Raw genomic sequence first — 25,422 nt, 5'->3', positions numbered from 1 at the left:
TTCAGACCCTAGCTTCTGGCTTGGCGCTGTGCGGCGCGTTCGCCTTGTTTCTGGTCCTTACAAGAAAGCGCTAGGCGACTAAGCCAGCCAGTCCGCTGTCGTCTCGCGCGCCAGCATTTCTTCATACGACGGACGCGCCCGAACGATGGCCCAGCGCTCCCCGTCGACCAGCACCTCGGGAACCAGCGGGCGGGAGTTATACTCGCTCGACATTACCGCACCATAGGCGCCGGCGCCTGTGAAGACGACGAGGTCGCCGGCCTGGATCGGGGGCAGGGAACGGCCGCGGGCGAATGTGTCTCCGGTCTCGCAGACGGGGCCGACGATGTCGTAGACGACGGCCTCGCCCTCGCGCGGGATGACCGGCTTCACCTCATGGAAGGCGTCGTACATGGCCGGGCGCATCAGGTCGTTCATGGCTGCGTCGAGCACCAGGAAGCGGCGACCGTCGGCCCGCTCGGTCACCTGAATCACGCGCGTCAGCAGGACGCCGGCGTTGGCGGCCAGCAGGCGGCCGGGCTCGAAGGCCGCCTCGACGTCCAGACCGTCCAGCACCCGGGCGACCATGTCGGCGTAGTCGGCGGGCGAGGCCGTCTTCGCCCCGCCGGTATAGGGCACGCCCAGGCCGCCGCCGAGGTCGATGCGGGTCACGGGCAGGCCCTGCTGACGCAGGGTCTCGGTCAGTTTGCGCAACAGGCCGAAGGCGGCCTCCAGCGGGCTGAGCTCGGTGATCTGGCTGCCGATATGACAGGCGAGGCCGACGGGGTTCAGGTGCGGGCTGGCGGCGGCGCGGGCGTAGAGGTCGAGCGCCTCGTCGGCGGGGACGCCGAACTTGTCGCCCTCTCCGCCTGTCGTGATCTTGGCGTGACCGCCGGCGCCGATCCTGGGGTTCACCCGGATGGCGATGTCGGGTTTCGCGCCCTTCGCTTCGGCGATGGCGATCAGCCGGTCGAGTTCGGGCACGCTCTCGACGTTGATCTGACGCACCCCGACCTCGAGGGCGAAGGCCAGTTCGGCATCGGTCTTGCCCACGCCCGAGAAGATGATGCGGTCTGCCGGGATGCCCGCCTTGAGGGCGCGCCGGATCTCGCCCTCGGACACGGTGTCGGCGCCGCAGCCGAGGCGGGCCAGGGTCGCCAGCACCGACAGGTTGGAGTTCGACTTGACCGCAAAGGCGATCAAACTGTCGCCCAGCACCGACGGATGGGCGTCCAGCGCCTCGCGCAGCACGCGATAGTGGCGCGTCAGGGTGGCTGACGAATAGACATAGGCCGGGGTGCCGACCGTTGCGGCGAGTGTGGTCAGCGCGACCTGTTCAGCGTGCAGTTCGCCGTCGATGAGATCGAAATGATCCAAGGGCCTATCCAGAAAATCCTCCCCCGGCGGGGGAGGTGGCGCGTCGCGCCTTCGCGACGGGACGGAGGGGGCTCGCCGCGCACGCTGGCGTCTGCGGCAGGCCCCCTCCACCCCTTCGGGGTCCCCCTCCCCCGGTGGGGGAGGATTGAAACTATTGAGGCTCGCGACCGGCGGCGGTGCCGCCGATGGGGTTGGAGGGGCCGCCGTCGATCGGCATCTGGCTGGACGGACGGTTGATCGTCGCCGGGTCGGGCAGGGCCGGGGCGCGGGCGTCGCGCGGCGCGCGTTCGGTCTCGCGCGGCGCGGGGCTCTCAAGGTCGGCCATACGACCGCAGCCGGTGGCGGCGATCGACAGAATGGCGAGGGCGCCGAGGGTTAGGGACCTGGTCATGACAGTCGGACTTTCCAATCGGCGATGCGCGCGCGGACCTGTTCCGGCGCGGTTCCCCCGAAGCTCTGGCGGCTGGCGCAGGAAGCCTCAGGCGTGAGCACCTTGTAAACGGCCTCGGTGACGCCGGGATGCAGGGACTGCAATTCGGCGAGCGGCAGTTGCGCCAGACCCACGCCCAGCTGCTCCGCCCGTTTCACCGCCGCGCCCGTGACATGGTGCGCCTGGCGGAAGGGCAGATCAGCCTCGCGCACGAGCCAGTCGGCCAGGTCGGTGGCGGTCGAGAAGCCCCAGCCTGCGGCTTCGGCCATCCGTTCCGTGTTCGGGCGGAATGCGGAAACCATCGCCGTCATGGCGGTCAGGGCCAGATCGAGCGCGTCCATGGCCTCGAACACCGGCGGCTTGTCCTCCTGCATGTCCTTGGAATAGGCCAGCGGCAGACCCTTCATCACGGTGGACAGGGCGACGAACGAACCCATGATCCGGCCGGTCTTGGCCCGGACCAGTTCGGCGGCGTCGGGATTGCGCTTCTGCGGCATGATCGACGAACCGGTGGTCAGGTCGTCGGGCAGGGTGACGAACCCGAACATCGGCGTCATCCAGACCACGATCTCCTCGGCCAGACGCGACAGGTGGCCCGCCGTGATCGAGGCGGCGGCCAGGGTCTCCAGCGCGAAGTCGCGGTCCGAGACGGAATCCAGCGAGTTGGCCATCGGCCGGTCGAAACCGAGCGCGGTCGCTGTCGCATGACGGTCGATAGGGAAGGGCGATCCGGCAAGCGCGGCGGCGCCCAGCGGGCTCTCGTTCATCCGCGTGCGGGCGTCGGCGAACCGCCCGGCGTCGCGACCGGCCATCTCGACATAGGCCATCAGGTGGTGGCCGAGGGTCACCGGCTGGGCGGTCTGCAGATGGGTGAAGCCGGGCATCAGGTCGCTTGCATGCTGTTCGGCGCGCACCAGCAGGGCGCGCTGCAGGGCCTGCAGCTGTTCCACCGAGCGGTCGCAGGCATCCCGAACCCACAGGCGGAAGTCGACGGCGACCTGGTCGTTGCGGCTGCGGGCCGTGTGCAGACGACCCGAGGGCTCGCCGATCAGCTCGGACAGACGGGCCTCCACGTTCAGGTGGATGTCCTCGTACTCGTCGCGGAAGGGGAAGGTCCCGGCCTCGATCTCGGCCTGGATCGTGTCGAGCCCACCGAGGATCGCCGCGCCGTCGTCGGCCGTGACGATCTTCCGGTCGATCAGCATGCGACAATGGGCCCGCGAGCCGCGCAGATCCTGCGCCCACAACCGCTTGTCCACGCTGATGGAGACGTTGATCGCCTGCATGATGTCGGCGGGGCGCGACGAAAAGCGCCCGCCCCACATACCTTGACCTTCGGGCGTCGGCGCGGTCTTGGTCGGTGCAGTTGAACTGGAACGGTCGTTCATGGACGAACCCCGGAAGCAAAAGGTCGAGACCCGGTGGGCGCTGATCGCCGTGGCCGTCGTCCTGGCGATGATCGTCGTGCCGATCGTGATCGGTGGGGTGCTATGGTATTCCAGCCCCGAGGCCAAGGGCGACATGGCCGCCCTGACCGATACGGGTGCGAAAAGCGAGCTTTCGCGGTTTGCGACAGGCCCGCTGGCGGCGCTGGAGACGCCCGCTGCTCTGGAAGCCGCCCCCGACCATGTCTTCAAGACCCGCGACGGGGCCGACGTCCGCTTCGCCGACTTCCGGGGCAAGGTGGTGCTGGTTAATCTGTGGGCCATGTGGTGCGCGCCTTGCCGCACCGAAATGCCCACCATTGCGGCTCTGGCCTCGGCCTATCCGGACGGCGATCTGGTGGTGCTGCCGATCAATGTCGACACCGGCGAAGACCCCGTGGCCGACGCGAAGAGCTTCATCGACGTCCACGATCCCCTGCCCTTCTACGGCGATCCGAAATTCCAGCTGCCGTTCGAGTTCCCGGGCAAGGGCAAGATGCCCCAGACGATCCTGCTGGACCGTGAGGGGCGTATCCGCGCCGCCTTCGCCGGGGAGGCCGACTGGAACAGCCCGGAGGCGAAGGCCCTGATCGATGCAGTATTGGCGGAGCAAGGCCCCGCCGGGGCCTAGTTGGCTGGAGCGGGTACGCGCTGGTCGGTGTTCGGATTGACGGCGCCCGGGCGGCCTTCGGCGGCGGCCTCGGCCTGATTGGCCTCAAGGCGATCGGCTACGTTGCCGGCGCCGGTCTCCACAGCCTGGGCCGCCTTCATTGTGCCCGCCTCGAGCACCTCGCCCGCCTGTGCGGCCAGCTCGCCCGCCTTGTCGGCGGCCTCGGAGGCCGTGATCTCGGCGTTGTCGGCGGCGACCTCGGCATTCGCTTCGGTCTTCTCCTGTTCGGCCTGGGTGCAGGCCGCGGCGCCCAGCGACAGGACGGCAATGGCGGAGACGGCCAGCAGCGACGGGATACGGATGGTCATGGGGAGCCCTTGAACGGCGTTGAACCTTTGCCGTGAACGCCGTTGACCACGATCGGTTGCGGCATGGTGCGTGCCGCATGAAATCGTCTACTGTCGATATCTGAACCGGGAGGCCCGGGATCATGATCCCGGGCGGCGGCTTGTGATTGCTGTGAGGCGGGCGCCAATGATCTGGGATCTGGCGGGCCGATGCACGGGCTGGCGCCGGCGCAGGCGTCGTCGGCGGCGGCGGCGCGCCGAGGCTGCGACGCATCGGCGCAAGGGTTGAGGCAGGCATCGGCCGCCCGGGCTCCGGTCCGACTGGCAGGGGATTCCAGAGAGATTCCACCTCCAAAGTGCCCGATCCTGACGGAACCTGACAGCGGTATCCAAACCTTACCGCGAAGTATGATTTCCGACATGGTGGGAACACGATTTCTACCTGTTCTGCCGCCGTGGCTGAACAGGGGAAAATGGGGTCCGTCATGATCATTCCGGTACGAGCGGAATTGCTGGAATGGATTCAGGCCAGCATCGGCTGGGCCGTGCTGGCGGCCCGCGCGGCCGGGCCGGTCGCGCCGTCTGCTGCGATTGCGAAGACGCCTGACGCCCGGACTCCGGCGACTACGCTGCGACTTCGCGCCACGATCACGATCGATATTGATGCCCAGGACGCTGAAGACGCCGAGCGCCAGTCCGAGGCCGTTCGCGGTCAGTTCGAGATGATGACGCGCGCCTACCCGACTGCAGCCCTCTCCTTCCAGCGCAGGAAGCCCCGCTCCGGTCGCCGCGCCCCGGCGCCGGCCCTGGTGGTCGCGCCCTATGTCGATGACTGAGGCAGTCGGCCGGCGGCGCAACACCCTGCTCGCCGGCATCGTGCTGCTGAAGAAGCTGGCCCCTGACATCACCATCTCGGAGATGCTGGCCTTCCTCTATGTCGCCGAGAATCCCGGCGTGCGGGTCAAAGAACTGGCCGTCCTGATGGAGACGACCGATGCCACGGCGTCGCGTGCGTCGCGGTCCCTGCTTCAGGCGGACGAGCCCGGGGCGCGTCCGCCGGGGCGAGGCTGGCTCATGATGGCGTCCAACGGGCGTGAGGCGGTGTCGCGACACTTCTATCTGACCGAGGCCGGGATCGAGCTGGTCCAGCGTCTGGACGCCCTGATCGAGAGCCCCCGCCCCATCGGCGTCCGGGCCGCGCCGGCCGAACTGAGGGTCAGGCGATAGGGGGATTGGACTGGTGGCTGGAGGCGGGATCGAACCGCCGACCTGTGGGTTATGAATCCACCGCTCTAACCATCTGAGCTACCCAGCCCAGTCCATGGGCCGTCGTCGATCGCAAACCGGATGACGCGGGAGGCGTGCGTATATCGTCGCCGCCTCTCCGGTTCAAGTCAGTTGAACGAAGGGCCGGTTCTGCGACTTGCTGTCACGTCGAAGCCGGGGCAGGAACGGCGGAGCTTGTGCGCCGTTTCAGGGCGGTCACGCCCTCGTCAGATCCGGAGTTCCCATGCGTCCGTTCGTCCTCGCCGCCACGTCGTCGCTGCTCGTCATGTCTGCCGCCTGCGGGGCCAATGGCCAGACCGCACAGACCGCCGCGCCCGGAGCGCCTGTCGAGACCCGGCCCGCCAACGGCGCGACCCAGACCCCCGCATTCGCCGGCCAGACCCGCGCGCCCGGCGTGCAGACGCAGGGGACGCTGAGGCACGCCGTGGTCGCGTCCGGCCTCGTCCATCCCTGGGGCATGGCCCTGCTGCCCGACGGGAACTGGCTGGTGACCGAGCGGCCGGGCCGTCTGCGGATCGTCAGCGCGGCGGGGCAGGTCGGGGAACCGATCACCGGCCTGCCCGCCGTCGATGCGCGGGGTCAGGGCGGGCTGCTGGACGTGACCCTGTCGCCCGGCTTCGCCGCCGACCGCACCATCTTCTGGAGCTATGCCGAGCCGCGGGACGGCGGCAACGCCACCTCGGTTGCGCGGGGCATACTCTCGGCGGACGGAACCAGCGTGGGCGACGTGCGGGTCATCTTCCGCGCCCTTCCGATCTATGACGGCGACAAGCATTTCGGCTCGACCCTGGCCTTCGACCCGGCGGGCCATCTCTTCATCACCCTGGGCGAACGCTCCGACGCGCCGATGCGGCCCCAGGCCCAGCAGCTCGACAGCCATATGGGCAAGGTCGTCCGCATCAATGCGGACGGCTCGGTCCCGCAGGACAATCCGTTCGTCGGTCAGGCCGGCGCCCTGCCCGAGATCTGGTCCCTGGGTCACCGCAACGTTCAGGGCATCGCCGTCCAGCCGGGCACGGGTGCGATCTGGACCATCGAACACGGCACGCGCGGCGGCGACGAACTGAACCGGCCCGAGGCGGGCAGGAACTACGGCTGGCCGATCATCGCCTATGGCGTCGAATATCGCGGCGCCCCGATCAATGAGGGGATCACGGCGCGGTCCGGTCTGGAGCAGCCCGTCTACTACTGGGATCCGGTCATCGCGCCGGGCGGCCAGACCTTCTATTCCGGCGCCATGTTCCCGGGCTGGCAGGGCAATCTGCTGATCGCCGGACTGGGCGGCAAGTCGCTGACCCGGCTGGTGCTGAACGGCGACCGTGTCGTCGGCGAGGAGCGGTTGCTGACCGGCCTGGGCGAACGGATCCGCGATGTGGCCGTGGGGCCGGACGGTGCGGTCTGGGTCATCACCGACGAGGACGACGGCAAGCTGGTGCGAATGGCGGCGGAGTAGTCTCCCTCTCCCCTTGCGGGAGAGGGCTTGAGCGCCCGGGAGCGCAGCGAGCGGACTCGCGCGAAAGGGTGAGGGGTTGTGCTGAGCTCACTGGTCAGCGCCCCGCGTCACCCCTCACCCGCCGGCGCAAGGACGATCGCTACGCTCTCGTGCGCCGTCTCCCTCTCCCGCAAGGGGAGAGGGGCTCAAATATGAATCGCGTGCCCCAGCGCGCGCAGGCTCGCCTCGTGGAAGGCTTCGCCGAGCGTCGGGTGGACGTGGATGACGCCCGCGACATCCTCGAGCACCGCCCCCATCTCCAGCATCTGGGCGAAGCTGTTGGACAGTTCGGCGACATGCTGGCCGACGGCCTGGATCCCGATCAGCCGGTGATCCGACTTCGACGCCAGCACCCGGACGAAGCCGCCATCCTCGCCGGCCTCGATGGCCAGGGCCCGGCCGATGGCGGCCAGCGGGAAGACCGAGGTAATTACATCGTCCCGGCCCGCGACGTCCAGCGGACCAAGGCCCGCCGAGACGATCTCCGGCTCGGTGAAACAGACGGCGGCGATGGTCACGGGGTCGAAGCGCTTGTCGTGACCCGCGATGATCTCGGCGACGACCTCGCCCTGCGCCGAGCCCTTGTGGGCCAGCATGGGTTCGCCGGTCAGGTCGCCGACAGCCCAGACGTTCTTCATCGAGGTCGCGCAGCGGTCGTCGATCTTCACGAACGGCCCGGCCATCGCGACGCCCATGTTTTCCAGACCCCAGCCTTGCGTGCGCGGTTTGCGGCCGACGGTGACCAGGACCTTGTCGGCGTCCAGCGACAGAGGCTCACCGTCCTTGGTGGTGATCGACAGCTTCCCGTCGCCAAACCCGCCCGCGCGGGCGCCCAGGTGCATCTCGACGCCGTGGTCGGTCAGCCATTTCATGACCGGATCAGTCAGCGCCTTGTCGTAGAGCGGCAGGATACGCTCGGCCATCTCGACGATGGCGACCTGGGCGCCCAGCTTGCGATAGGCGATGCCCAGCTCCAGCCCGATATAGCCGCCGCCAACCACGACGAGCTTGTTCGGCACCGCGTCCAGCGACAGGGCCTCGGTCGAGGAGATGACGTCGCCGCCGAACGGCAGGAAGGGCAGTTCGACCGGCTCGGACCCTGTCGCCAGGATCACATGCTCGGCCGTGATCGTGATCGGCCCGTCGTCGGTCTCGACGCGACAGGTCTTGGCGTCCTGGAAGGTCGCCCAGCCCTTGATGACCTTGACCTTGGCCTTCTTCAGCAGGGCCGCAACGCCGCCGTTCAGCTTGCGGACGATGCCGTCCTTCCACGCGACGGTCTTGGACAGATCGATGGCCGGTTCCGACGCCGTGATGCCCAGGGTGCCGTCGCCGGCGGCCTTGGACACGGTCTCGAACTTCGAGGCCGCGTGGATGATCGCCTTGGACGGAATGCAGCCGACGTTGAGGCAGGTGCCGCCCAGCCCGGCCGAGCCGTCGACCAGAACGGTGTCGAGCCCCAGCTGGCCGCAGCGGATCCCCGCGACATAGCCGCCGGTGCCCGCGCCGATGATCAGGACTTTGGTTTTCAGGGTCTGGGTCATGCGTCGCCGTTACTCGGGGTCATCAGGGCTGCACCTCGCGGACCAGCTCCAGTATAATCTTGACCAGCAGGTCCCCCTGCTGTGCGCCCTCGACAACGGCTGTTGCGCCGTCGCGTAGGATGGATGCGTCTTCGGGGACCATCGCGACGGCCAGGGCGCCGACTTCGGCCTTCCAGCCGACAGCGCAGAACTCGGTCTGGTTCCAGGCGACGCGGAATGGCCCGGTGACGACGTCTTCCCCCTTGATGATCCAGGCGGGTTCCAGCGTCGCGAACCCGAAAGCCTGACAGCCGCGATCGCCGGGATCATAAGGCAGGTTCTCAGTGGCGCGAGCGCGGGCGTCGGCGAGGCATGCGGCCTGATCGCCGGGCTCAACCGATATCACCCGCCCCACGAACGCGGCGCGGGAGCCCGAAATCTCATAGCCGGCATTGGACGGCATCGGCATGCAGGCCAGGGCCGGGGCGGCGACGAATGCAGAGGCGACGGCGACGCAGGTCGTCAGGATACGGTTCATGCTCTGTCCCTTTCGCGGATCAGAGGTCAGTGAACGCCCTGCGAAGCGAGACGGCAAAAGCTTTTCTCTGTCGAACCCTGACACCGGTCTCGCCTCAGCCCATCCAGAGCGTCGCGGGATGTTCCAGCAGGCCCTTGATCCGCTGCACGAAGACAGCCGCGTCGTGGCCGTCGACGATGCGATGATCGAAGCTGGACGACAGGTTCATCATCTTGCGCACGACCATCTGGCCGTTGCGGACCACGACCCGTTCCTCGATCTTGTTGGGGCCGACGATGGCGACCTCGGGGTGGTTGATGATCGGGGTGTGGACCACGCCGCCGAGTGTCCCCAGCGAGGTGATGGTGATGGTCGAGCCGCTGAGTTCCTCGCGCTTGGCCGAACCGTCCTTGGCTGCGCCGGAGACCCGGGCGATCTCGGCGGCGGTCGCGTAGGGATCGAGCGATTCCGCGTGGCGGACGACCGGCACCATCAGGCCGTTCGGCGTCTGGGCGGCGATGCCCAGATGCACGGCGGCATGCTGGGTCAGGATCCCGGCCTCGTCGTCATAGGTGGCGTTGATCTGCGGCTGATCGCGCAGGGCCACGACGATGGCGCGGGCGATGAAGGGCAGGACGTTGAGCTTGGCCTTGCCGCTGGTCTTGGCCTGGGCGTTCAGATGGGCGCGGAGCTCTTCCAGCGCCGTCACGTCGATCTCCTCCACATAGGTGATGTGGGGAATGCGCCGGACGCTCTCGGCCATCTTTTCCGCGATCTTGCGACGCAGACCGATGATGCGGACCTCGGTGGTCCCGTCGGCCTTCGCATAGGTCGAGGCGGGCGACGATCCGTACTCGGACGGTCCGCGCGCGCCGCCCGAGACGAAGGCGTCCAGGTCGCCATGCTCGATGCGTCCGGCCGGGCCGGAGCCGGGCACGAACTGCAACTCGAGACCCAGCTCACGGGCGCGCTTGCGCACCGCGGGCGAGGCAAGCGGGCGGACGCCGGCCGTCTGGGCCTGACGGGCGACGGGAGCGGCGGAGGCTGCCGCAGCCGGCTTTGCCTTGGGCGCCTCGGCCTTGGTGACGGGCGCGACTGTGACCGGAGCGGCGACAGGCGCGGGCGCAGCGGGCTTCGGCGCGGCGGCGACATTGCCGGCGCCCTCGACCTCGAAACTGACGAGAGCGCCACCGACCGGCGACGCCTTGCCGACTTCGCCGTGCAGGGCCGCGACCACGCCGGCAACCGGAGAGGTCAGTTCGACGGTCGCCTTGTCGGTCATGATTTCAGCGAGGAGCTGGTCTTCCTGGACCGTGTCGCCGACGGCGACGTGCCAGGCGACCAGTTCGGCCTCGGCCGTGCCTTCGCCGACGTCAGGGAGCTTGAAGACGTAGTTGCCAGCGGCGGAGGTCGAAGGCGTTTCGACGATCTCTTCGGCCTCGGGCGCTGCCATGGCGGGAGCTGCCTCGGGCTCAGGCGCGGCGACCGGAGCCGGCTCGGCCTCCGCGGAGGCATTGCCCGCGCCCTCGACCTCGAACTCCACCAACGGCCCGCCGACGGGCGACATGGCGCCGGGCTCGCCGTGCAGGGTGGTGACGATCCCCGAGACGGGAGAGGTCAGCTCGACGGTGGCCTTGTCGGTCATGATGTCGGCCAGCAGCTGGTCTTCGGCGACGATATCGCCGACAGCCACGTGCCAGCCGACCAGTTCGGCCTCGGCGGTGCCTTCGCCGACGTCGGGCAGTTTGAAGACGTAGCGGCCCATCAGCGCGACCCTCCGGTCATCACGGATTTCAATGCGGTGGCGACCCGTTCCGGCCCGGGGAAATACTCCCACTCGAAGGCGTGGGGGTAGGGGGTATCCCAACCGCAGACGCGGGTGACGGGCGCCTCGAGGTGATAGAAGCAGCGTTCCTGAACCAGGGCCGAAAGCTCCCCTCCGTACCCGGACGTTTTCGGCGCCTCGTGCACGATAACGCAGCGGCCGGTCTTCTTGACCGAGGCCTCGATGGTCTCGATGTCGAGCGGCACAAGCGAGCGCAGGTCGATGACCTCGGCGTCCACGCCCGCGTGCTCGGCGCCGGCCAGCGACACCCAGACCATGGTGCCGTAGGCCAGAATGGTGACGTCATTGCCCTCGCGCATGATGCGCGCCTTGCCGATCAGCTCGACGTATTTGCCGGTCGGGACCTGGGCCAGGTCCTGCGCCTTCCACGGCGAGACGGGCTTCTGGTGCCAGCCGTCGAACGGGCCGTTGTAGAGCCGCTTGGGCTCGAAGAAGATGACCGGGTCGTCGTCCTCGATGGCCGCAGTCAGCAGACCCTTGGCGTCATAGGGGTTGGACGGAATGACGACCTTCAGGCCGGCGATATGGGTGAACAGGGCTTCCGGCGACTGCGAGTGGGTCTGGCCGCCGAAGATGCCGCCGCCGTAGGGCGAACGCACCACGATCGGCGAGGTGAACTGGCCGCCCGAGCGATAGCGCATCTTGGCGGCTTCACTGACGATCTGGTCGTAGGCCGGATAGATGTAGTCGGCGAACTGGATCTCCACGACCGGACGCAGGCCATAGGCGCCCATGCCGATGGCGGCGGCGACGAGGCCGCACTCCGAGATAGGGGTGTCGAAGCTGCGGGTCAGGCCGTGCTTCTGCTGCAGCTGGTCGGTGACGCGGAAGACGCCGCCGAAATAGCCGGCGTCCTCGCCGAAGCTGAGGACGTTCGGATCCTCGGCCATCTTGACGTGCAGGGCCGAGTTCAGCGCCTGGATCATGTTCATCGGCTGGACGCCCGAGGTCGGGGCCTCGGAAGCCGGCGCGTCGTTCTGATCGACCATGTCGGGCTCGATGCCGTCGGTGCGGTCGGCTTCGGTGAAGGTCTGTTCGCTCATCGGATCAGACTCCTACTTCGCGGCGCTGTTCGGTCAGGCGCCAGTCCTCGGTCGCGAAGACCTCCTCGAACATCGTTTTCACGCTCGGGCGCGACTGGCCCAGCGTGCCGATGGCTTCGGATTCCTTGCCGGCCTGGCGGACCTGGGCGAGGGCGTCGGCCTCGGCTTCCGCCTGGGCGTCGTCCGACCATTCGCCGAGCGCGATCAGATGCTGTTTCAGGCGGGCGACCGGATCGCCCAGCGGCCATTTCTCGTGCTCGTCGCCGGGGCGATAGCGGCTCGGGTCGTCGGACGTCGAGTGGGGCGCGCCGCGGTAGGTGAACAGTTCGATGACGGTGGCGCCCTGGTTCGACCGGGCGCGTTCCTCGGCCCACTGGGTCGCGGCCCAGACGGCGAGGAAGTCGTTGCCGTCGACGCGCAGGGCCGGCAGGCCATAGCCGATGGCCTTGGAGGCGAAGGTCGTCTCCATACCGCCGGCGATGCCCTGGAAGGACGAGATGGCCCACTGGTTGTTGACGACGTTCAGGATCACCGGCGCGCGATAGACGGCGGCGAACGTGAGCGCGTTGTGGAAGTCGCCCTCGGCTGTGGCGCCGTCGCCGATCCAGCTGATGGCGATCTTGTCGTCGCCCTTGTAGGCACTGGCCATGGCCCAGCCGACGGCCTGGGGCACCTGGGTCCCGAGGTTCCCCGAGATAGTGAAGAACCCGTAGTCCTTGGCCGAATACATGATCGGCAGCTGGCGGCCTTTGATCGGGTCCGAGGCGTTGGAATAGATCTGGTTCATCATGTCGACGAGCGGATAGCCGCGCGCGATCAGAAGTCCCTGCTGGCGATAGGTCGGGAAGCCCATGTCCTCGCGGGACAGGATCATGCCCTGTGCGACCGCGATGGCCTCCTCGCCCGTGCACTTCATATAGAAGCTGGTCTTGCCCTGGCGGTGGGCCCTGTGCATCCGGTCGTCGAAGGCGCGGGTCAGGATCATCGCCTTCAGACCCTTCTTCAGGGTCTCGGCATCCAGGCGCGGGTTCCACGGGCCCACGGCATTGCCGTCATCGTCCAGCACCCGGATCAGGCGGAAGGCCAGATCCAGCATCTGGACCGGCCGGGCGTCGACCGCGGGGCGGTCCACGGCGCCCGCGGCGTCGAGCTTCAGGTGGCTGAAATCCGGCGCGTCGCCCGGTCGCCCCGAGGGCTCCGGCACGCGCAGCGAGAGCGGCTTGGTGTTCCTGGTCATTCCATCCTGCCGTTCGGTTGATCCGACCGCATAGTATTGGCGGCTGGATAGCATGGGCGCGAAATCAAGGCTCGCCTATTTTCGCCTTGCGTCAAGCGGTTTTAGGGTATTTTATTGCGTCATAACGACAAATGGAGAAACGCATTGGCGGACGAACTGGATCCCATCGACGCTCGAATTCTGGACATCCTGCAGCAGGACGCTGGATTGTCCGTCGCAGAAGTCGCGGAGCGGGTGGGACTGTCGGCCTCGCCGTGCTGGCGTCGGATAAAGAGACTGGAAGATTCCGGGCTGATCCGCAAGCGGGTGACTTTGCTCGACGCCGCCCTGCTGGGTCTGGACTTCGAGGTCTACGCCATCGTCAAGCTCAGCCTGCCCTCGCGTGAGAACCTGGACGCCTTCGAGGCCGCCGTCGCCAACTGGCCCGAGGTGGTCCAGTGCGCCACCATCACGGGCCGCGAGGACTATGTGCTGCGGATCATCACCTCGGACATGCACGCCTTCGACAAATTCCTTCGCGACAAGCTGTTGTCGCTCGGCATCGTCTCCGACTGCGAGAGCCATATCGTCACTCGCGGCGTGAAGAATGTGACCACCCTTCCGCTCGGCATCATCACGCCGCATCTGGCCTAGGCCAGCCCAAACTCCAGGAGCCCGCCCATGATCGAAATGGTGATCGACGCCCGCAAGAAGGACCTCGGCGGGTTCGAGGTCGGACGCATCCTGCCCTTCCATTCGCGCCGCATGGTCGGGCCCTTCATCTTCCTGGATCATATGGGACCGGCCGAGTTCGCGCCGGGCGCGGATGCGATCAACGTCCGCCCGCACCCGCACATCGGCCTGTCGACCCTGACCTATCTGTTCGAGGGCGAGATCATGCACCGCGACAGCCTGGGCTATACCCAGGCGATCCGTCCGGGCGAGGTCAACTGGATGACCGCCGGCAAGGGCATCACCCACTCCGAGCGCACCGATCCGCTGAAGAAGGCCCAAGGCGGGCCGATGAACGGCATGCAGGCCTGGATCGCCCTGCCAGACGAGGCCGAGGAGACCGACCCCTCGTTCCAGCACTACGGCGAGGACGCCCTGCCGGCCTATGAGAACGGCGGTCTGTTCGCCCGTCTGGTGGCGGGCGAGGCCTATGGCGCCAAGGCCAGGGTCCAGACCTCTTCGCCGCTCTTCTATGTGCACTGGGAGATGCAGGCGGGCATCCGCACCGCTCCGCCTCCCGGCAAGGGTTCGGGCGGCATGTCCGAGCGCGCCCTTTATGTCGCAAAGGGGTCGATCGAGGTCGGCGACCGCGCCTTCCACGAAGGCCAGATGATCGTGCTGGAGCCCAATGTCGAGCCGACGGTGAAGTCCCTGACCAAGGCCACTGTCATGGCGCTCGGCGGCGAGCCGGTGGGCCAGCGCCTGATCTGGTGGAATTTCGTCTCATCGTCCCAGGCGCGTCTGGATCAGGCCAAGGAAGACTGGAAACAGGGCCGGATGAAACTGCCCGACGAGGACGATCTGGAGTTCATTCCCTTGCCGGAGGATTCCGCGGTCACGACGCGGTCGGAGCCGATCAAGCCCGAACCGACACATCCGGTGTAGGAGAGCGGTAGAACAGTGATGCCAGTCGTCGCATACACCACCGGCCGTAGGATTCTGGCGGCTCTCGCGATAATGGCCTCCACCTTTGGAGACGCTTCGGCCGCTCAGAGCGTGCCCGAAGGTGTGCACGAACTTGCCAATGGCCCGACCGAGATGTGCGGGCTGGTTGGTCGGAATGCCGCAGATTTCATAGCCCAAGCCCGACAATCATCAGACCTGCGCGCGGTGCCGATCCCATCCGACAGGTTCGAGATGTTCGATGGCGGCAGCGAGCCGATGTATCAGCTTGTCGTAACCCTGCCGTCCGAGCCGGCCTTCCCCGCCGCCTCCTGCCGTGAACTTTACGAAGAGGGCGGGGCCCTCAGAATGAAGCGCTCCATGCGATGCGACGCGGGGCGCACCGAGTGCGATGCTCTGTTCCTGGAGTTTCAGGCGCTGGATGCGGAGCTAACTCGCGACCTGCAAGGCGGGAACCTCTAGCCATCAGGCCGTAGCTGTAACTATCGGCGCTCTGTCACCCGCACCACCCAGTCCGTCACGGCCGTGATCGCCACGGGCGCCAAGGTCTCGGTGATCGTCGCGTATTCACCCGGCAGACCGGTCGTCGCGTGCTGCATCAGATGGTTCAGTCCCGGCAGGACGACGACTTCAGCGTCCGGTTTCAGGGTCCGGAGATGCGTCGCATTCTGTTCCGCCGGGACATTGCGGTCGCGCTCGGCATAGACCGCCAGCATGGGGACATGCAGCGCCCGGATCGCATCGGCCGGATCATAGGCGGTGAAATAGCGGTACCAGCCGGAGCTCATCTGGCGCGCGGCGGCGCTCGCCTGGGCCGCAGGCTGACCGATCTCGGCGGCCAGAGCTTCAATCGCCCGGGCGGCGGCGGGTCCGTCGTCCCTGTTGTTGAGGACGGCCAGCATGAAACGGGCCTGGATGGCTTCGGTCTGCAAGGCCTGGGCCTCTGTCCCGCCGGACGCGAGAACGATCTGCTTCGTCTGCTCGACCAGGATGTCCGCGCCGGATACGGATGGCCCGGCGACCATGACGACGAAGGCGGCGGGCGCGCCGTTCGAGGCGGCGATCAGGGCGGTCAACCCCCCTTCGCTGTGACCCATCAGGCCGATACGCGCCGCGTCGATGTCCGGTCGCGCGCGCAGGAAGTCCATGGCGGCGACGGCGTCCGTCGCGAAGTCGGCCGTGGTCTCGTCCAGAGACCCGCCGCCCGACCCGCCCATGCCCCGGTCGTCATAGCGCAGCACGGCGATTCCGCGTCGCGTCAGGGCGTCGGCCCAGACGGCGAAGGGCTTGTGGTCGAGGATGGTCTCGTCCCGGTCCTGCGCGCCCGAGCCGGTCAGCAGGATCACGGCGGGGAACGGGCCTTCGCCCTGAGGCAAGGTCAAGGTCCCGGCGAGGGTGATCCCGGCGCCGGCATTCGGGAAGGTCACCTCCTCGGCCGCATAGGGGAAGGGCGGTATGGGGGTCTGGGGCCGGTTCGGCGGCGGGGGCGGCGCGACCTCGACGGTCGCAGCCGTGCGGGTCAGGATCAGGGGCATGGAGACCGCGCCCTGAGACAGGGTCCCCGTCCAGGTCGAGCCGTCCTCGGACCGCGCGCCCTCGAACCGGCCGCCCGCCATCGGCACCGTGAAACGGACGACGCCGGAGGCCTCCGACAGGCCGGCGACAGGGATGTCCCGGGCGTTCTGGGCAGGGCTGTCCATCAGGGCGATCAGTCCGTCCGGACCCTGGGCCACGCGGATGACGACGGGGATGGAGGCGTCGCCGACGCGGATCGCGCCCTCCCACCGACCCGCCAGATCGGCAGCCTGCGCCTGAGCCGGAGCCGTTGCTGTCGCCACTGCCTCGATCATCATGCGCCCCTTTACGTCAGGGGAGTAGACCAGCCCGGGGCCGCCGGAAGCAAGCCCTCGTCAGGCCGCGTGCGACCGGGCGCTGTGGATGTCGCTCGCGGGGGCGTTGATCAGGTCGGTGATCTGGCCCGGCTGCATCGGCCGCCCGATCAGATAGCCCTGGGCCTGGTTGCAGCCCTCGGCCCGCAGGAGGTCGAGCTGCGACCGGGTTTCGACCCCTTCGGCCAGAACCTTGACGCCGATGGCTTCCGACAGGTCGCTGATCGCGCGGATGATGGACGAGGCGTCGCTGCGCAGGCCGAGCGGCGTGACGAAGGCCCGATCGATCTTGATCTTGTCGATCGGGAAGCGGCCCAGATAGCTGAGGCTGGAATAGCCGGTGCCGAAGTCGTCGAGCGCGATCTGGAAACCCATCCTCCGCAGTTGTTCGAGGTTCCCCAGGACGGTGGCGTCGGCCTCCAGCAGCACGCCCTCGGTGATCTCGAACTCAAAACCGTTCGCCTTGGCCCCGTGCTGGGCGAGCAGGCTCTTCACCGTGGCGATGAAGGTCGGGGAGCGCAGCTGGACCGGCGAGACGTTGATGGCGATCTTCAAACCCGGCCACAGGGCGGCGTCGGCGAAGGACCGGTCCATGGCGTAGCGGCCCAGAGCTTCGCCGAGACCCGCGGCCTCGGCCATCGGCACGAAGACGGCCGGAGGAATCTGGCCGCGCGTCGGATGGGGCCAGCGCATCAGCGCCTCGACCCCGATCGTCGCCCCGATCTCGTTGATCTGGGGCTGATAGACCATCTGCAGTTCACCGGCCTGGAGCGCCTGTCTCAGCTCGATCTCAAGATCCAGCTGGAGGCGCTGGGCGTGATCCAGAGAGGCTTCGAAGAAGGCCAGGCCGCTGCCGCTCGAGCGCGCTGCGGAGTTGGCGAGACGGGCCTGACGGATGGCGTCGCGCGGGGCGACGACAGGCATATTGACGAAATTCACCCCGATGGTGGACGGGACGGTCACGTCGCCGCCCGGCGTCCCGACCGGCAGGTCCATCAGACGGTTGATCTGGCCGCCGACCAGGGCCAGCTTGATCCCGCTCGACGCGGGATGGAACACGGCCAGCATGTCCTCGCCGATCCGGCCGACCGGTGCGTCGTCGCCGAAGGCCGAGACGAGGCGCGCGCTGAGGTCGCGCAGGACCTCATCGCCGCAGGATTCGCCGAGCCGATCGTAGATGTCCTTCAGCCGGCCCAGGCTGACACAGAGGATGGCCAGGGACTCTTCGGTGTCGTCGCTTTGCGGCGCGTAGTGGGCGAGCGCGTCGGCAAACCCTTCGGCGTTCAGCAACTGGGTGACCGGATCGCGAAACGCCATATGGGCGGCGCCGGCCTGACCGGCTCGGCGAGCGTTCCAGTCCTGTTTCCACTGGCGGACGAGGACAAGGCTGGATGCGATCAGACCCGCGTAGATCGCAGGCATGGCCGATGCGAGGGTCGGGCTTGAGGCCGCATGGGTGACCAGGAAGCCGACGATGAAGACCAGGGTCAACAGGGCGACGGCGGTGAGGGCGCTCGTCGTGTGCTCCGCCAGCGACCGCGCGGCGGCGCGATCTGACCTGGGGGGCGCAACGGGCGACGCGGGTCGTTTCATCAAGCGGGGCCTTTGGCGGCGTCGTATTGCCGCACCCTAGCGGATGCACCGCTAACAAACGGCTAAGCTCGTTAGTCGCTGTTCTCTAAAGGCCTTTCAGAAACCCGATCAGCGCCGCATTGACCTCGTCCGGCCGCTCCTGCTGCAGCCAGTGGCCGGCGCCCGGCAGGACGGTCCGGGACCGCAGATCGGTCAGCCAGTCCTTCAGGCCGGCCTCGTGCTGACCGGCGTAGTGGCGAACGGGATCGCGTTCGCCGACCATGAACATCGCCGGCTGGCGGATCTGTTTGCCGTGCAGGAAGGCCGTCAGGGCCCAGTTGCGGTCGATGTTCTGATACCAGGCCAGCGGCCCCCGGAAGCCGCCGGCCGAGAAGGCGGCGACATATTCCGCGTGGTGCGCCTCGCTCATCCACGGCGGCAGGGTCGCGTCCTCCGTGACCTGTGACAGGAAGTTCTGGCCCGGCGGGATGAAACCGGTGGACTGGCGATCCGGCGGCGTGGCGCCGTCGTAGGCGTAGAACCCCTTCCTCAGGCCTCCCGCCACGTCGGCCTCGAAGATCGCGTGGTGATCAGGGTCCTGGAACTGGACCATATAGAGCTCGCCCAGTCCGGCGCGCCTGGCGATCGCCGCCATGGCGGCGACCGGCGGCCCCTTGGCGCGGCGCGGCTGGAACGGCACCGACAGGCCGGCGACGGCTGTGAACACGTCCGGCCGCATCAGGGCGCAGTGCCATGCGACCGGTGCGCCCCAGTCGTGACCCACGACCGTGCAGCTCTCTTCTCCCAGAGCGCGGACCAGATCGACCATGTCGCCGACCAGATTCAGGACGGAATAGTCCTCGACGCGCTCCGGCTTGTCGGTCCCGCCATAGCCGCGCATGTCCGGGGCGACGGCGTGGTACCCCGCTCCGGCCAGGGCCGCGACCTGCGCCCGCCAGCTGATGCCCAGTTCCGGGAAGCCGTGGATCAACAGGACGAGAGGCCCTTCGCCGGCCTCGAAAATCTGCTGTTTCAGGCCGTCGGTCTGGACGATCCGGGTCTGCATGGGACGGTTCTCCGAAGAGGCCTTTGAAGCCGAACGCGACGTCGTGCATTGATGTCGCCATGACCCGTATGACCAGCTTCTCCGACGGTACGATCGTTCCGGTCCTGGGCCAAGGGACGTGGATGATCGGCGACGATCCGAAAACCCGCGACGCCGAACAGGCCGCCCTCTCGCGCGGCATCGACCTCGGTCTGACCCTGATCGACACGGCCGAACTGTACGGCGACGGCCGCGCCGAACGACTGGTCGGGGAAGTCATCAAGGACCGCCGCGACGAGGTCTTCCTGGTGTCCAAGATCCGGCCGGAGAACGCCGGCGAGATGACCATGATGCTCCATACCGAGAAGTCGCTGGAACGGCTCGGCGTCGAACGGATCGACCTCTATCTGCTGCACTGGGAGAGCCGGGTCCCCATGGAGGAGATCGTCGCCGGGTTCGAGGAGCTGATCGACGAGGGCATGATCGCCCGCTGGGGCGTGTCCAATCTCGACATCCGCACGATGAACCGGCTGGAGGAGGTCGACGGCGGTGAGCGCTGCGCCACCAACCAGCTTCTCTACAATCTCGGCTCGCGCGGCATCGAGTTCGACCTGCTGCCCTGGTCTCAGGAGCGGCTGATGCCTGTCATGGCCTATTCGCCGCTGGGGCGGGGCGATCTGATGAACCATCCCGCCGTGCTGGCCGTGGCCGACCGGCATGACGCGACCCCCGCCCAGATCGCGCTCGCCGCTGTCCTGCGTCAAGAGGGCGTCATCGCCATCCCCAAGGCCTCAACCGTCGCCCATGTCGAGGCCAATGCCGCGGCGCTGGAGATCGAACTGGACCACGAGGACATCGAAGCGCTCGACCGCGCCTTCCCGCCGCCGACCACCAGCCAGCCGCTCGACATCATCTGACGAAGCCGGAGGGCGCTGACGGAAGATGACGCTGAATACGGCCACGCTTTTCGGTTGACCGTTGTTCGGATACAGAAATATCCATTACGCTGACATGTCGTCGGCTGGGGGAGTTTCCACCATGCGTAGCCTGCTCATGATCGTCGCGGCCGCCGCCGCCATCGCCGTTCCGGCCTCCGCTTCCGCCCAGGCGGCCGCGGTCTCGTTCTCGATCGAGAACAATTCGGACAAGACCGTCGACTCCATCCTGTACGGACAGTCGTCGTCGGACGACTGGAGCGACAACATCCTCGACTATCAGGTCGAGCCCGGCGACACTGTCGAAATTACTGTCGATGATGGTCTGGAAGACTGCATGTACGACTTCTATTACACGTTCGACGATGGCACCGACTATGTCGAGCGCGTCGACATGTGCGAGATCAATGGCACGACGTTCGAGTTCACCGGCGGCTGATCCGTCCACGGATCACCTGAGGAAACGGCCCCGGGAGCGATCCCGGGGCCGTTGTCTTTTCAGGCTCTGAGGGCGATCAGGCCGCGGCCTTGGCGCCCGTGAACGTGCCGTAGAAGGTCTCGCCCTTCGCCGCCATGTCGCGCAGCAGCTGGGGGACCTTGAAGCGGTCGCCGTAGCGGGCGGCATAGTCGTCCGCCTGGGCCACGAAGGCCTTCAGGCCGATCTGGTCGATGTAGGTGATCGGCCCGCCGGTCCAGGGCGCGAAGCCCCAGGCCAGGATGGCGCCGACATCGGCCTCGCGCGGGTCGTCGATGACGCCCTCTTCCCAGCACCGCGCCACTTCTACCGCCTGGCGATAGAGCAGGCGCTGCTTCTGGTCCTCGACCAGCTCGGGCGTCGAGTCGTTGATCTTGACCGGCGCCAGTTCGGCCAGGCCCGACCACAGCTTCTTGGGCTTCACGTCGTAGTCGTAGAAGCCCTTGCCGTTCTTGCGGCCGTACCGACCCAGGTCCTCGACCATGGTGCGGATGATTTCGGCGCCGGCCAGCGGCACGTATTTGGCGCCGAGGTCGAGTGCGGTCTGTTTCGACACCTTCATCGACAAATCGAGCGCGACGTCGTCGTGCATTTCCAGCGGGCCGCGCGGCATGCCGGTCATGCGACCGATGTTGTCGATCAGGGCGGGGGCATAGCCCTCTTCCAGCATGGCCAGACCCTCGGCCACATAGGTGCCGAAGCAGCGCGAGGTGTAGAAGCCGCGGCCGTCGTTGACGATGATCGGCGTCTTCTTGATCTTCATGACGTAGTCGAGCGTCTTCGCGATCGCCGCCTGACCCGTCTTCTCGCCCAGGATGATCTCGACCAGCATCATTTTGTCGACGGGCGAGAAGAAGTGGATGCCGATGAAGTCCTCGGGACGCACGCTCGCCTCGGCCAGGCCGGTGATCGGCAGGGTGGAGGTGTTTGAGCCGAACACGGCGCCGGCTTCCAGCTGGGCTTCGGCCCGTTTGGTCACGTCCGCCTTGATCTCACGGTTCTCGAACACGGCCTCGATGACCAGGTCCGAGCCCTTGATCTGGTCGTAGTCGGTGGTCGCGACCACCGAGCCCAGCAGGGCGTCGTACTTGTCCTGGGTAAGCTGACCGCGCGACAGACGCTTCTTCAGGAGTTCCTCGACATGGGCCTTGCCCTTGTCGGCGTCCTCTTGAGTGCGGTCGATCAGGATCGTCTGGATGCCGGCCAGGGCCTGAACATAGGCGATGCCCGCGCCCATCATGCCGGCGCCGATGACGGTGACCTTCTTCGCGTCCGAGGCGGGGATACCGGCCGGACGCACGGCGCCCTTGTCGAGCTCCTGCTTGGACAGGAACAGCGAGCGGATCATGCCTTGGGCCTGGGGCGTCATCAGGGTCTTGATGAAGTAGCGGGTCTCGATCCGCAGGGCGGCGTCCATCGGCACCTGGATGCCTTCATAGACGGCCTTCATCAGGTTCACGACGGCCGGATAGTTTCCGTAGGACTGCTTGCGCAGCATGGCGTTGCCGACCAGGAAGTTCTGGATGCCGGCCGGATGGTAGGGGCCGCCGCCGGGCTGTTTGAAGTCCTTGGAGTCCCAGGGCTGCACGGCCTTTCCGCCGCCCTTGATCCAGGCCTTGGCGGCCTCGACTTCGGTTCCCTTGGCTACGACTTCGTTGACCACGCCTGCGCCCTTGGCGTCGTTCGGACGCCAGGAGGAGCCGGCGCTCATCGCCGTCATCGCGGCCTGCACGCCGATCATGCGAGGAAGGCGCTGGGTGCCGCCGCCGCCGGGGAAGAGGCCGACCTTGATCTCGGGCAGGCCGAGCTGGATCTTCGAATCGTCGCCGACCACCCGGTAGTGGCAGGCCAGCGTCAGTTCCAGACCGCCGCCCAGGGCCAGGCCGTTGATCGCGGCCGCCACCGGCTTGCCGCAGGTTTCCAGCGCGCGCAGCGAGCCGTTCATCTTCCAGCCCGCGTCGAACGCCTTCTGCAGGTCGCCCGAACCGGACAGCAGGCCCGAGGCCATGTCGCCCAGATCCGCGCCGGCGCAGAAGCCCGACGCCTTGCCCGAGGTGATGACCGCGCCCTTGATGGCGTCGTCGGTCTTGATGCGTTCGACCAGGGCCGGCAGCTCGTCCATGACCTTGCCGGTCAGAGTGTTCATCGACCGGCCCGGCACGTCGAAGGTGACCAGGGCGATGCCGTCGGCGTCGACGTCGATCTTGAAGTTTTCCATCGGTGTGATCCTCAGACGCGTTCGATGACGGTGGCGGTGCCCATGCCGCCGCCGATGCACAGGGTGATCAGGGCGGTTTCCTTGCCGGAACGTTCCAGCTCATCCAGGGCGATGCCGGTGATCATGGCTCCCGTGGCGCCCAAGGGGTGGCCCATCGAGATGCCGCCGCCGTTCACGTTCATCTTGTCGTGCGGGATGTTCAGCGCCTGCATGTAGCGGAGCACGACGGCGGCGAAGGCCTCGTTCAGCTCCCACACGTCGATGTCGGCGACGGTCATGCCCAGCTTGCCGAGCAGCTTTTTGGTCACGAACTCCGGACCCGTCAGCATGATCGAGGGTTCCGAACCGATCGAGGCGGCGCCCTTGATGCGGGCGCGGGGCGTCAGGCCCAGGGCCTTGCCGGCCTCCAGCGTGCCGATGAGGACGCCGGCCGAACCGTCGACGATGCCCGACGAGTTGCCGGGTGTGTGGACGTGATTGACCCGTTCGACTTCGGGGTAGCGCTGGCCGATCACGGCGTCGAAGGCCATCTCGCCCATCATCGCGAAGGAGGGGTTCAGCCCGCCGAGAGACTGCATGTCCGTATTCGGACGAATAGTCTCGTCACGGTCCAGACGAACGAGGCCGAGCTGATCCTTGACCGGCACGACCGACTTCGAGAACCGGCCGTCGGCCCAGGCGGCGGCGGCGCGCTTGTGGCTTTCCATCGAATAGGCGTCGACGTCGTCGCGGCTGAAGCCGTATTTCGACGCGATCATGTCGGCCGAGACGCCCTGGGGCACGAAATAGGTCGGGAAGGCCGAGGACGGGTCGACCGGCCAGGCGCCGCCGTCCGAGCCCATGGCCACGCGGCTCATGGCCTCGACGCCGCCGCCGACGGCGAAATCGGCCTCGCCGGACTTCACCTTGGCCGCGGCCATGTTCACGGCTTCCAGGCCCGAGGCGCAGAAGCGGTTGATCTGTACGCCGGCCACGGTCTGGGCCCAGCCCGCCGACAGCACGGCGGTGCGGGCGATGTCCGCGCCCTGTTCGCCCACTGGCGAGACGCAGCCCAGGATGACGTCGTCGACCTTCGAGGTGTCCAGGCCGTTGCGGTCACGCAGCGCTTCCAGCACCTGGGTCGCCAGCGACAGGGCGGTGATCTCGTGAAGCGATCCGTCCTTCTTGCCCTTGCCGCGCGGCGTGCGCACGGCGTCGTAGATGTAGGCCTCGGTCATGGGGTCAGTCTCCATTGAGGACGGATTGGAAGGTCAAGCGTCTAAAGCCGACGTTTACGTCAACGTCAAGATAAGAGTTGTAGCGCCTTGGAACGGCCCCGGTCACGAGGGATTCGTCTGCGATGAACACCCGATGCCTTCTCGCTGCAATCGTCGCCGCCCTCGCCCCGGCCGTGAGCGCCTGCGCCCAGTCCGGCCCGGCGGAGGAAGCCGTCTGGTTCGAACCGGCCTCGGAACAGGCCCGGACCCTGCGATCCATCGTCCCCGCTGACGACGCCCGGCCTTCCGACGAGGTTGAGGCGCGCCTTCTGGCGGCCCACAACCGTGAGCGGGCGCAGGCCAACACCCGCCCCCTGATCTGGAGCGAGAGGCTGGAGGCCGAGGCGCGCGACTGGGCCGTCGAACTGATCGACAGCGGCCGTTTCGCCCATGATCCGCGCCCGCACGGCCATGGCGAAAACCTGTGGATGGGCTGGGGCGAGCGGGTGTTCACACCCGAGGACATGGTCGGTGACTGGATCGATGAGCGCCGGGATTATCGGCCAGGCGTCTTTCCGAACGTCAGCCGCACCGGCGACTGGGTCGTGGTCGGCCACTACACCCAGCTGATCTGGCGGGACACGACCCATGTCGGCTGCGCGGTCGCGAGCCGGGGCGACCGGGCGGTGCTGGCCTGCCGCTACTCCCCCCCGGGTAACATCGACGGCCGAAGGCCCTGAGGCCTTCACTCCGGCGTGTGGCGCGCCGCGATGTTGAACCTTTCCGGCCTAAAAGCGCGAAAGCCGGCGGGATCGCTCCCGCCGGCTCCGTTCGCTCCATACGCGTTGAGACCTATGCCGCCTTGGCCTGCATGGCTTCGGCGTTGACGGCCGCATCGGCGATCGTCGTCAGATCCTCGTCGGTCTGGCTCTCCTCCTGCAGGGTCTCGTCCAGCAGTTTGGCCGCATCCTTCATGCCGAGCACGAGGGCCCACCGCTTCAGCGTGCCGTAGCGGGTGATCTCATAGTGTTCGACGGCCTGGGCTGCGGCCAGCAGGCCGGCGTCGAGCGCGGCCGTTCCCTTGTATTCCTCGGCGATCTCGTCGCCCTCGGCTAGGATGCCTTCGATGGCGTCGCAGGTCTTGCCGCGCGCCGGCTTGCCGATGATTTCAAAGACCTGCTGCAGGCGTTCGATCTGGCCTTCGGTCTGGCCGATGTGTTTTTCGAAGGCCGCCTTCAGGTCCGGCGACTGCGCCGCCCGAACCATCTTCGGCAGCGACTTCAGGATCTTCCGCTCGGCGTAATAGATGTCCTTGAGCGTGTCGTGAAACAGGGTGTCGAGGGTCTTTTCGACCATGGTGCATATC

The 25,422-nt window shown here is 67.4% G+C and carries 25 protein-coding genes and 1 tRNA gene; 10 read left to right on the top strand and 16 right to left on the bottom strand.

Annotated elements, in window-relative coordinates:
- Positions 1 to 78: 78 nt before the first annotated feature.
- The 3 genes from lysA to argH all read right to left on the bottom strand — a co-directional run bounded on the left by lysA (position 79) and on the right by argH (position 3,111).
- Complete coding sequence (gene lysA / locus ACW17Y_RS14655; RefSeq protein ID WP_492036407.1) at positions 79 to 1,356, bottom strand: diaminopimelate decarboxylase; 1,278 nt, start codon at positions 1,354 to 1,356, stop codon at positions 79 to 81.
- Between the two features lie 151 nt (positions 1,357 to 1,507).
- Positions 1,508 to 1,747 (bottom strand): hypothetical protein, encoded by a 240-nt coding sequence (locus ACW17Y_RS14650; RefSeq protein WP_492036406.1) that lies wholly within the window; start codon positions 1,745 to 1,747, stop codon positions 1,508 to 1,510.
- Positions 1,744 to 3,111 carry an argininosuccinate lyase gene (argH, locus tag ACW17Y_RS14645; protein WP_492038312.1) on the bottom strand — a complete coding sequence of 456 codons (1,368 nt, stop codon included), beginning with the start codon at positions 3,109 to 3,111 and terminating at the stop codon, positions 1,744 to 1,746. The genes ACW17Y_RS14650 and argH overlap by 4 nt, the downstream gene beginning before the upstream one ends.
- A gap of 61 nt (positions 3,112 to 3,172) precedes the next feature.
- On the opposite strand from argH, the gene ACW17Y_RS14640 reads away from it, so the two are divergent.
- A complete protein-coding gene (locus tag ACW17Y_RS14640; RefSeq protein ID WP_492036405.1) occupies positions 3,173 to 3,841 on the top strand; it encodes a TlpA family protein disulfide reductase in 669 nt (222 codons plus the stop codon).
- Here the strand turns inward: ACW17Y_RS14640 and ACW17Y_RS14635 are convergent.
- The gene (locus ACW17Y_RS14635) at positions 3,838 to 4,188 is read right to left on the bottom strand and encodes a hypothetical protein (protein ID WP_492036404.1); all 351 of its coding nucleotides are present in this window, start codon (positions 4,186 to 4,188) and stop codon (positions 3,838 to 3,840) included. The genes ACW17Y_RS14640 and ACW17Y_RS14635 overlap by 4 nt on opposite strands.
- A 464-nt stretch (positions 4,189 to 4,652) precedes the next feature.
- Here ACW17Y_RS14635 and ACW17Y_RS14630 point away from each other — a divergent pair, with 464 nt between their 5' ends.
- Positions 4,653 to 5,003: a hypothetical protein gene (locus tag ACW17Y_RS14630; RefSeq protein ID WP_492036403.1), complete on the top strand. Its 351-nt coding sequence runs from the start codon at positions 4,653 to 4,655 to the stop codon at positions 5,001 to 5,003.
- Complete coding sequence (locus ACW17Y_RS14625) at positions 4,990 to 5,394, top strand: MarR family transcriptional regulator (protein ID WP_492036402.1); 405 nt, start codon at positions 4,990 to 4,992, stop codon at positions 5,392 to 5,394. Before ACW17Y_RS14630 ends, ACW17Y_RS14625 begins: the two co-directional genes overlap by 14 nt.
- Positions 5,395 to 5,405: 11 nt before the next feature.
- Here ACW17Y_RS14625 and ACW17Y_RS14620 read toward each other — a convergent pair.
- Positions 5,406 to 5,482 (bottom strand) — tRNA-Met (locus ACW17Y_RS14620).
- 195 nt (positions 5,483 to 5,677) lie between these two features.
- Here ACW17Y_RS14620 and ACW17Y_RS14615 point away from each other — a divergent pair.
- On the top strand, positions 5,678 to 6,907 hold the full coding sequence (locus ACW17Y_RS14615) for a PQQ-dependent sugar dehydrogenase (protein ID WP_492036401.1): 1,230 nt from the start codon (positions 5,678 to 5,680) through the stop codon (positions 6,905 to 6,907).
- Between the two features lie 185 nt (positions 6,908 to 7,092).
- On the opposite strand, the gene lpdA is transcribed toward ACW17Y_RS14615, so the two are convergent.
- From lpdA to ACW17Y_RS14590, 5 genes are all read right to left on the bottom strand, one after another.
- Complete coding sequence (lpdA, locus tag ACW17Y_RS14610; RefSeq protein WP_492036400.1) at positions 7,093 to 8,490, bottom strand: dihydrolipoyl dehydrogenase; 1,398 nt, start codon at positions 8,488 to 8,490, stop codon at positions 7,093 to 7,095.
- A gap of 22 nt (positions 8,491 to 8,512) precedes the next feature.
- Entirely contained in the window at positions 8,513 to 9,007 is a 495-nt protein-coding gene (locus tag ACW17Y_RS14605; RefSeq protein WP_492036399.1) for a hypothetical protein, read from the bottom strand.
- A 94-nt stretch (positions 9,008 to 9,101) separates the two neighbouring features.
- On the bottom strand, positions 9,102 to 10,751 hold the full coding sequence (locus ACW17Y_RS14600; RefSeq protein ID WP_492036398.1) for a dihydrolipoyl dehydrogenase family protein: 1,650 nt from the start codon (positions 10,749 to 10,751) through the stop codon (positions 9,102 to 9,104).
- Entirely contained in the window at positions 10,751 to 11,875 is a 1,125-nt protein-coding gene (locus ACW17Y_RS14595; protein ID WP_492036397.1) for an alpha-ketoacid dehydrogenase subunit beta, read from the bottom strand. Before ACW17Y_RS14595 ends, ACW17Y_RS14600 begins: the two co-directional genes overlap by 1 nt.
- Positions 11,876 to 11,879: 4 nt before the next feature.
- Positions 11,880 to 13,112, bottom strand: a complete 1,233-nt coding sequence (locus tag ACW17Y_RS14590; protein ID WP_492036396.1) for a 3-methyl-2-oxobutanoate dehydrogenase (2-methylpropanoyl-transferring) subunit alpha — start codon at positions 13,110 to 13,112, stop codon at positions 11,880 to 11,882.
- Positions 13,113 to 13,256: 144 nt separating this feature from the next.
- On the opposite strand from ACW17Y_RS14590, the gene ACW17Y_RS14585 reads away from it, so the two are divergent.
- The 3 genes from ACW17Y_RS14585 to ACW17Y_RS14575 all read left to right on the top strand — a co-directional run bounded on the left by ACW17Y_RS14585 (position 13,257) and on the right by ACW17Y_RS14575 (position 15,188).
- Positions 13,257 to 13,745: an Lrp/AsnC family transcriptional regulator gene (locus ACW17Y_RS14585; RefSeq protein WP_492036395.1), complete on the top strand. Its 489-nt coding sequence runs from the start codon at positions 13,257 to 13,259 to the stop codon at positions 13,743 to 13,745.
- A gap of 27 nt (positions 13,746 to 13,772) precedes the next feature.
- Entirely contained in the window at positions 13,773 to 14,708 is a 936-nt protein-coding gene (locus ACW17Y_RS14580) for a pirin family protein (protein WP_492036394.1), read from the top strand.
- Between the two features lie 72 nt (positions 14,709 to 14,780).
- A complete protein-coding gene (locus ACW17Y_RS14575; protein ID WP_492036393.1) occupies positions 14,781 to 15,188 on the top strand; it encodes a hypothetical protein in 408 nt (135 codons plus the stop codon).
- Positions 15,189 to 15,208: 20 nt separating this feature from the next.
- Here the strand turns inward: ACW17Y_RS14575 and ACW17Y_RS14570 are convergent, their stop codons facing one another.
- From ACW17Y_RS14570 to ACW17Y_RS14560, 3 genes are all read right to left on the bottom strand, one after another.
- Positions 15,209 to 16,579: an alpha/beta hydrolase family protein gene (locus ACW17Y_RS14570; protein WP_492036392.1), complete on the bottom strand. Its 1,371-nt coding sequence runs from the start codon at positions 16,577 to 16,579 to the stop codon at positions 15,209 to 15,211.
- Between the two features lie 57 nt (positions 16,580 to 16,636).
- Positions 16,637 to 18,208, bottom strand: a complete 1,572-nt coding sequence (locus ACW17Y_RS14565) for a putative bifunctional diguanylate cyclase/phosphodiesterase (RefSeq protein ID WP_492036391.1) — start codon at positions 18,206 to 18,208, stop codon at positions 16,637 to 16,639.
- Between the two features lie 85 nt (positions 18,209 to 18,293).
- Positions 18,294 to 19,253: an alpha/beta fold hydrolase gene (locus tag ACW17Y_RS14560; protein WP_492036390.1), complete on the bottom strand. Its 960-nt coding sequence runs from the start codon at positions 19,251 to 19,253 to the stop codon at positions 18,294 to 18,296.
- Positions 19,254 to 19,312: 59 nt separating this feature from the next.
- On the opposite strand from ACW17Y_RS14560, the gene ACW17Y_RS14555 reads away from it, so the two are divergent.
- Together ACW17Y_RS14555 and ACW17Y_RS14550 are read left to right on the top strand one after the other, a co-directional pair.
- Positions 19,313 to 20,149: an aldo/keto reductase gene (locus ACW17Y_RS14555; RefSeq protein WP_492036389.1), complete on the top strand. Its 837-nt coding sequence runs from the start codon at positions 19,313 to 19,315 to the stop codon at positions 20,147 to 20,149.
- A gap of 121 nt (positions 20,150 to 20,270) precedes the next feature.
- Positions 20,271 to 20,606: a hypothetical protein gene (locus tag ACW17Y_RS14550; RefSeq protein ID WP_492036388.1), complete on the top strand. Its 336-nt coding sequence runs from the start codon at positions 20,271 to 20,273 to the stop codon at positions 20,604 to 20,606.
- A 76-nt stretch (positions 20,607 to 20,682) separates the two neighbouring features.
- Here ACW17Y_RS14550 and ACW17Y_RS14545 read toward each other — a convergent pair whose 3' ends face one another.
- Both ACW17Y_RS14545 and ACW17Y_RS14540 read right to left on the bottom strand, forming a co-directional pair.
- Positions 20,683 to 22,860: a 3-hydroxyacyl-CoA dehydrogenase NAD-binding domain-containing protein gene (locus ACW17Y_RS14545; protein WP_492036387.1), complete on the bottom strand. Its 2,178-nt coding sequence runs from the start codon at positions 22,858 to 22,860 to the stop codon at positions 20,683 to 20,685.
- 11 nt (positions 22,861 to 22,871) lie between these two features.
- Positions 22,872 to 24,077: an acetyl-CoA C-acetyltransferase gene (locus ACW17Y_RS14540; protein WP_492036386.1), complete on the bottom strand. Its 1,206-nt coding sequence runs from the start codon at positions 24,075 to 24,077 to the stop codon at positions 22,872 to 22,874.
- A gap of 122 nt (positions 24,078 to 24,199) precedes the next feature.
- Between ACW17Y_RS14540 and ACW17Y_RS14535 the strand changes: the two genes are divergently transcribed.
- Complete coding sequence (locus ACW17Y_RS14535; protein ID WP_492036385.1) at positions 24,200 to 24,796, top strand: CAP family protein; 597 nt, start codon at positions 24,200 to 24,202, stop codon at positions 24,794 to 24,796.
- Positions 24,797 to 24,908: 112 nt separating this feature from the next.
- Here the strand turns inward: ACW17Y_RS14535 and ACW17Y_RS14530 are convergent, their stop codons facing one another.
- Complete coding sequence (locus ACW17Y_RS14530) at positions 24,909 to 25,412, bottom strand: YciE/YciF ferroxidase family protein (protein WP_492036384.1); 504 nt, start codon at positions 25,410 to 25,412, stop codon at positions 24,909 to 24,911.
- Between the last annotated feature and the right edge of the window lie 10 nt (positions 25,413 to 25,422).

The organism is Brevundimonas sp. AVps7 (genome assembly GCF_058681545.1).
This window is presented reverse-complemented; position numbering and strand designations above follow the sequence as displayed.

Bases quoted from the DNA above. Each gene is read 5' to 3' on its own strand.
- ACW17Y_RS14650 (WP_492036406.1), bottom strand. From the start codon at position 1,747: ATGACCAGGTCCCTAACCCTCGGCGCCCTCGCCATTCTGTCGATCGCC.
- argH (WP_492038312.1), bottom strand. From the start codon at position 3,111: ATGTGGGGCGGGCGCTTTTCGTCGCGCCCCGCCGACATCATGCAGGCG.
- ACW17Y_RS14640 (WP_492036405.1), top strand. From the start codon at position 3,173: ATGGACGAACCCCGGAAGCAAAAGGTCGAGACCCGGTGGGCGCTGATC.
- ACW17Y_RS14635 (WP_492036404.1), bottom strand. From the start codon at position 4,188: ATGACCATCCGTATCCCGTCGCTGCTGGCCGTCTCCGCCATTGCCGTC.
- ACW17Y_RS14630 (WP_492036403.1), top strand. From the start codon at position 4,653: ATGATCATTCCGGTACGAGCGGAATTGCTGGAATGGATTCAGGCCAGC.
- ACW17Y_RS14625 (WP_492036402.1), top strand. From the start codon at position 4,990: ATGTCGATGACTGAGGCAGTCGGCCGGCGGCGCAACACCCTGCTCGCC.
- ACW17Y_RS14615 (WP_492036401.1), top strand. From the start codon at position 5,678: ATGCGTCCGTTCGTCCTCGCCGCCACGTCGTCGCTGCTCGTCATGTCT.
- lpdA (WP_492036400.1), bottom strand. From the start codon at position 8,490: ATGACCCAGACCCTGAAAACCAAAGTCCTGATCATCGGCGCGGGCACC.
- ACW17Y_RS14605 (WP_492036399.1), bottom strand. From the start codon at position 9,007: ATGAACCGTATCCTGACGACCTGCGTCGCCGTCGCCTCTGCATTCGTC.
- ACW17Y_RS14600 (WP_492036398.1), bottom strand. From the start codon at position 10,751: ATGGGCCGCTACGTCTTCAAACTGCCCGACGTCGGCGAAGGCACCGCC.
- ACW17Y_RS14595 (WP_492036397.1), bottom strand. From the start codon at position 11,875: ATGAGCGAACAGACCTTCACCGAAGCCGACCGCACCGACGGCATCGAG.
- ACW17Y_RS14590 (WP_492036396.1), bottom strand. From the start codon at position 13,112: ATGACCAGGAACACCAAGCCGCTCTCGCTGCGCGTGCCGGAGCCCTCG.
- ACW17Y_RS14580 (WP_492036394.1), top strand. From the start codon at position 13,773: ATGATCGAAATGGTGATCGACGCCCGCAAGAAGGACCTCGGCGGGTTC.
- ACW17Y_RS14575 (WP_492036393.1), top strand. From the start codon at position 14,781: ATGGCCTCCACCTTTGGAGACGCTTCGGCCGCTCAGAGCGTGCCCGAA.
- ACW17Y_RS14570 (WP_492036392.1), bottom strand. From the start codon at position 16,579: ATGATGATCGAGGCAGTGGCGACAGCAACGGCTCCGGCTCAGGCGCAG.
- ACW17Y_RS14565 (WP_492036391.1), bottom strand. From the start codon at position 18,208: ATGAAACGACCCGCGTCGCCCGTTGCGCCCCCCAGGTCAGATCGCGCC.
- ACW17Y_RS14560 (WP_492036390.1), bottom strand. From the start codon at position 19,253: ATGCAGACCCGGATCGTCCAGACCGACGGCCTGAAACAGCAGATTTTC.
- ACW17Y_RS14555 (WP_492036389.1), top strand. From the start codon at position 19,313: ATGACCCGTATGACCAGCTTCTCCGACGGTACGATCGTTCCGGTCCTG.
- ACW17Y_RS14550 (WP_492036388.1), top strand. From the start codon at position 20,271: ATGCGTAGCCTGCTCATGATCGTCGCGGCCGCCGCCGCCATCGCCGTT.
- ACW17Y_RS14545 (WP_492036387.1), bottom strand. From the start codon at position 22,860: ATGGAAAACTTCAAGATCGACGTCGACGCCGACGGCATCGCCCTGGTC.
- ACW17Y_RS14540 (WP_492036386.1), bottom strand. From the start codon at position 24,077: ATGACCGAGGCCTACATCTACGACGCCGTGCGCACGCCGCGCGGCAAG.
- ACW17Y_RS14535 (WP_492036385.1), top strand. From the start codon at position 24,200: ATGAACACCCGATGCCTTCTCGCTGCAATCGTCGCCGCCCTCGCCCCG.
- ACW17Y_RS14530 (WP_492036384.1), bottom strand. From the start codon at position 25,412: ATGGTCGAAAAGACCCTCGACACCCTGTTTCACGACACGCTCAAGGAC.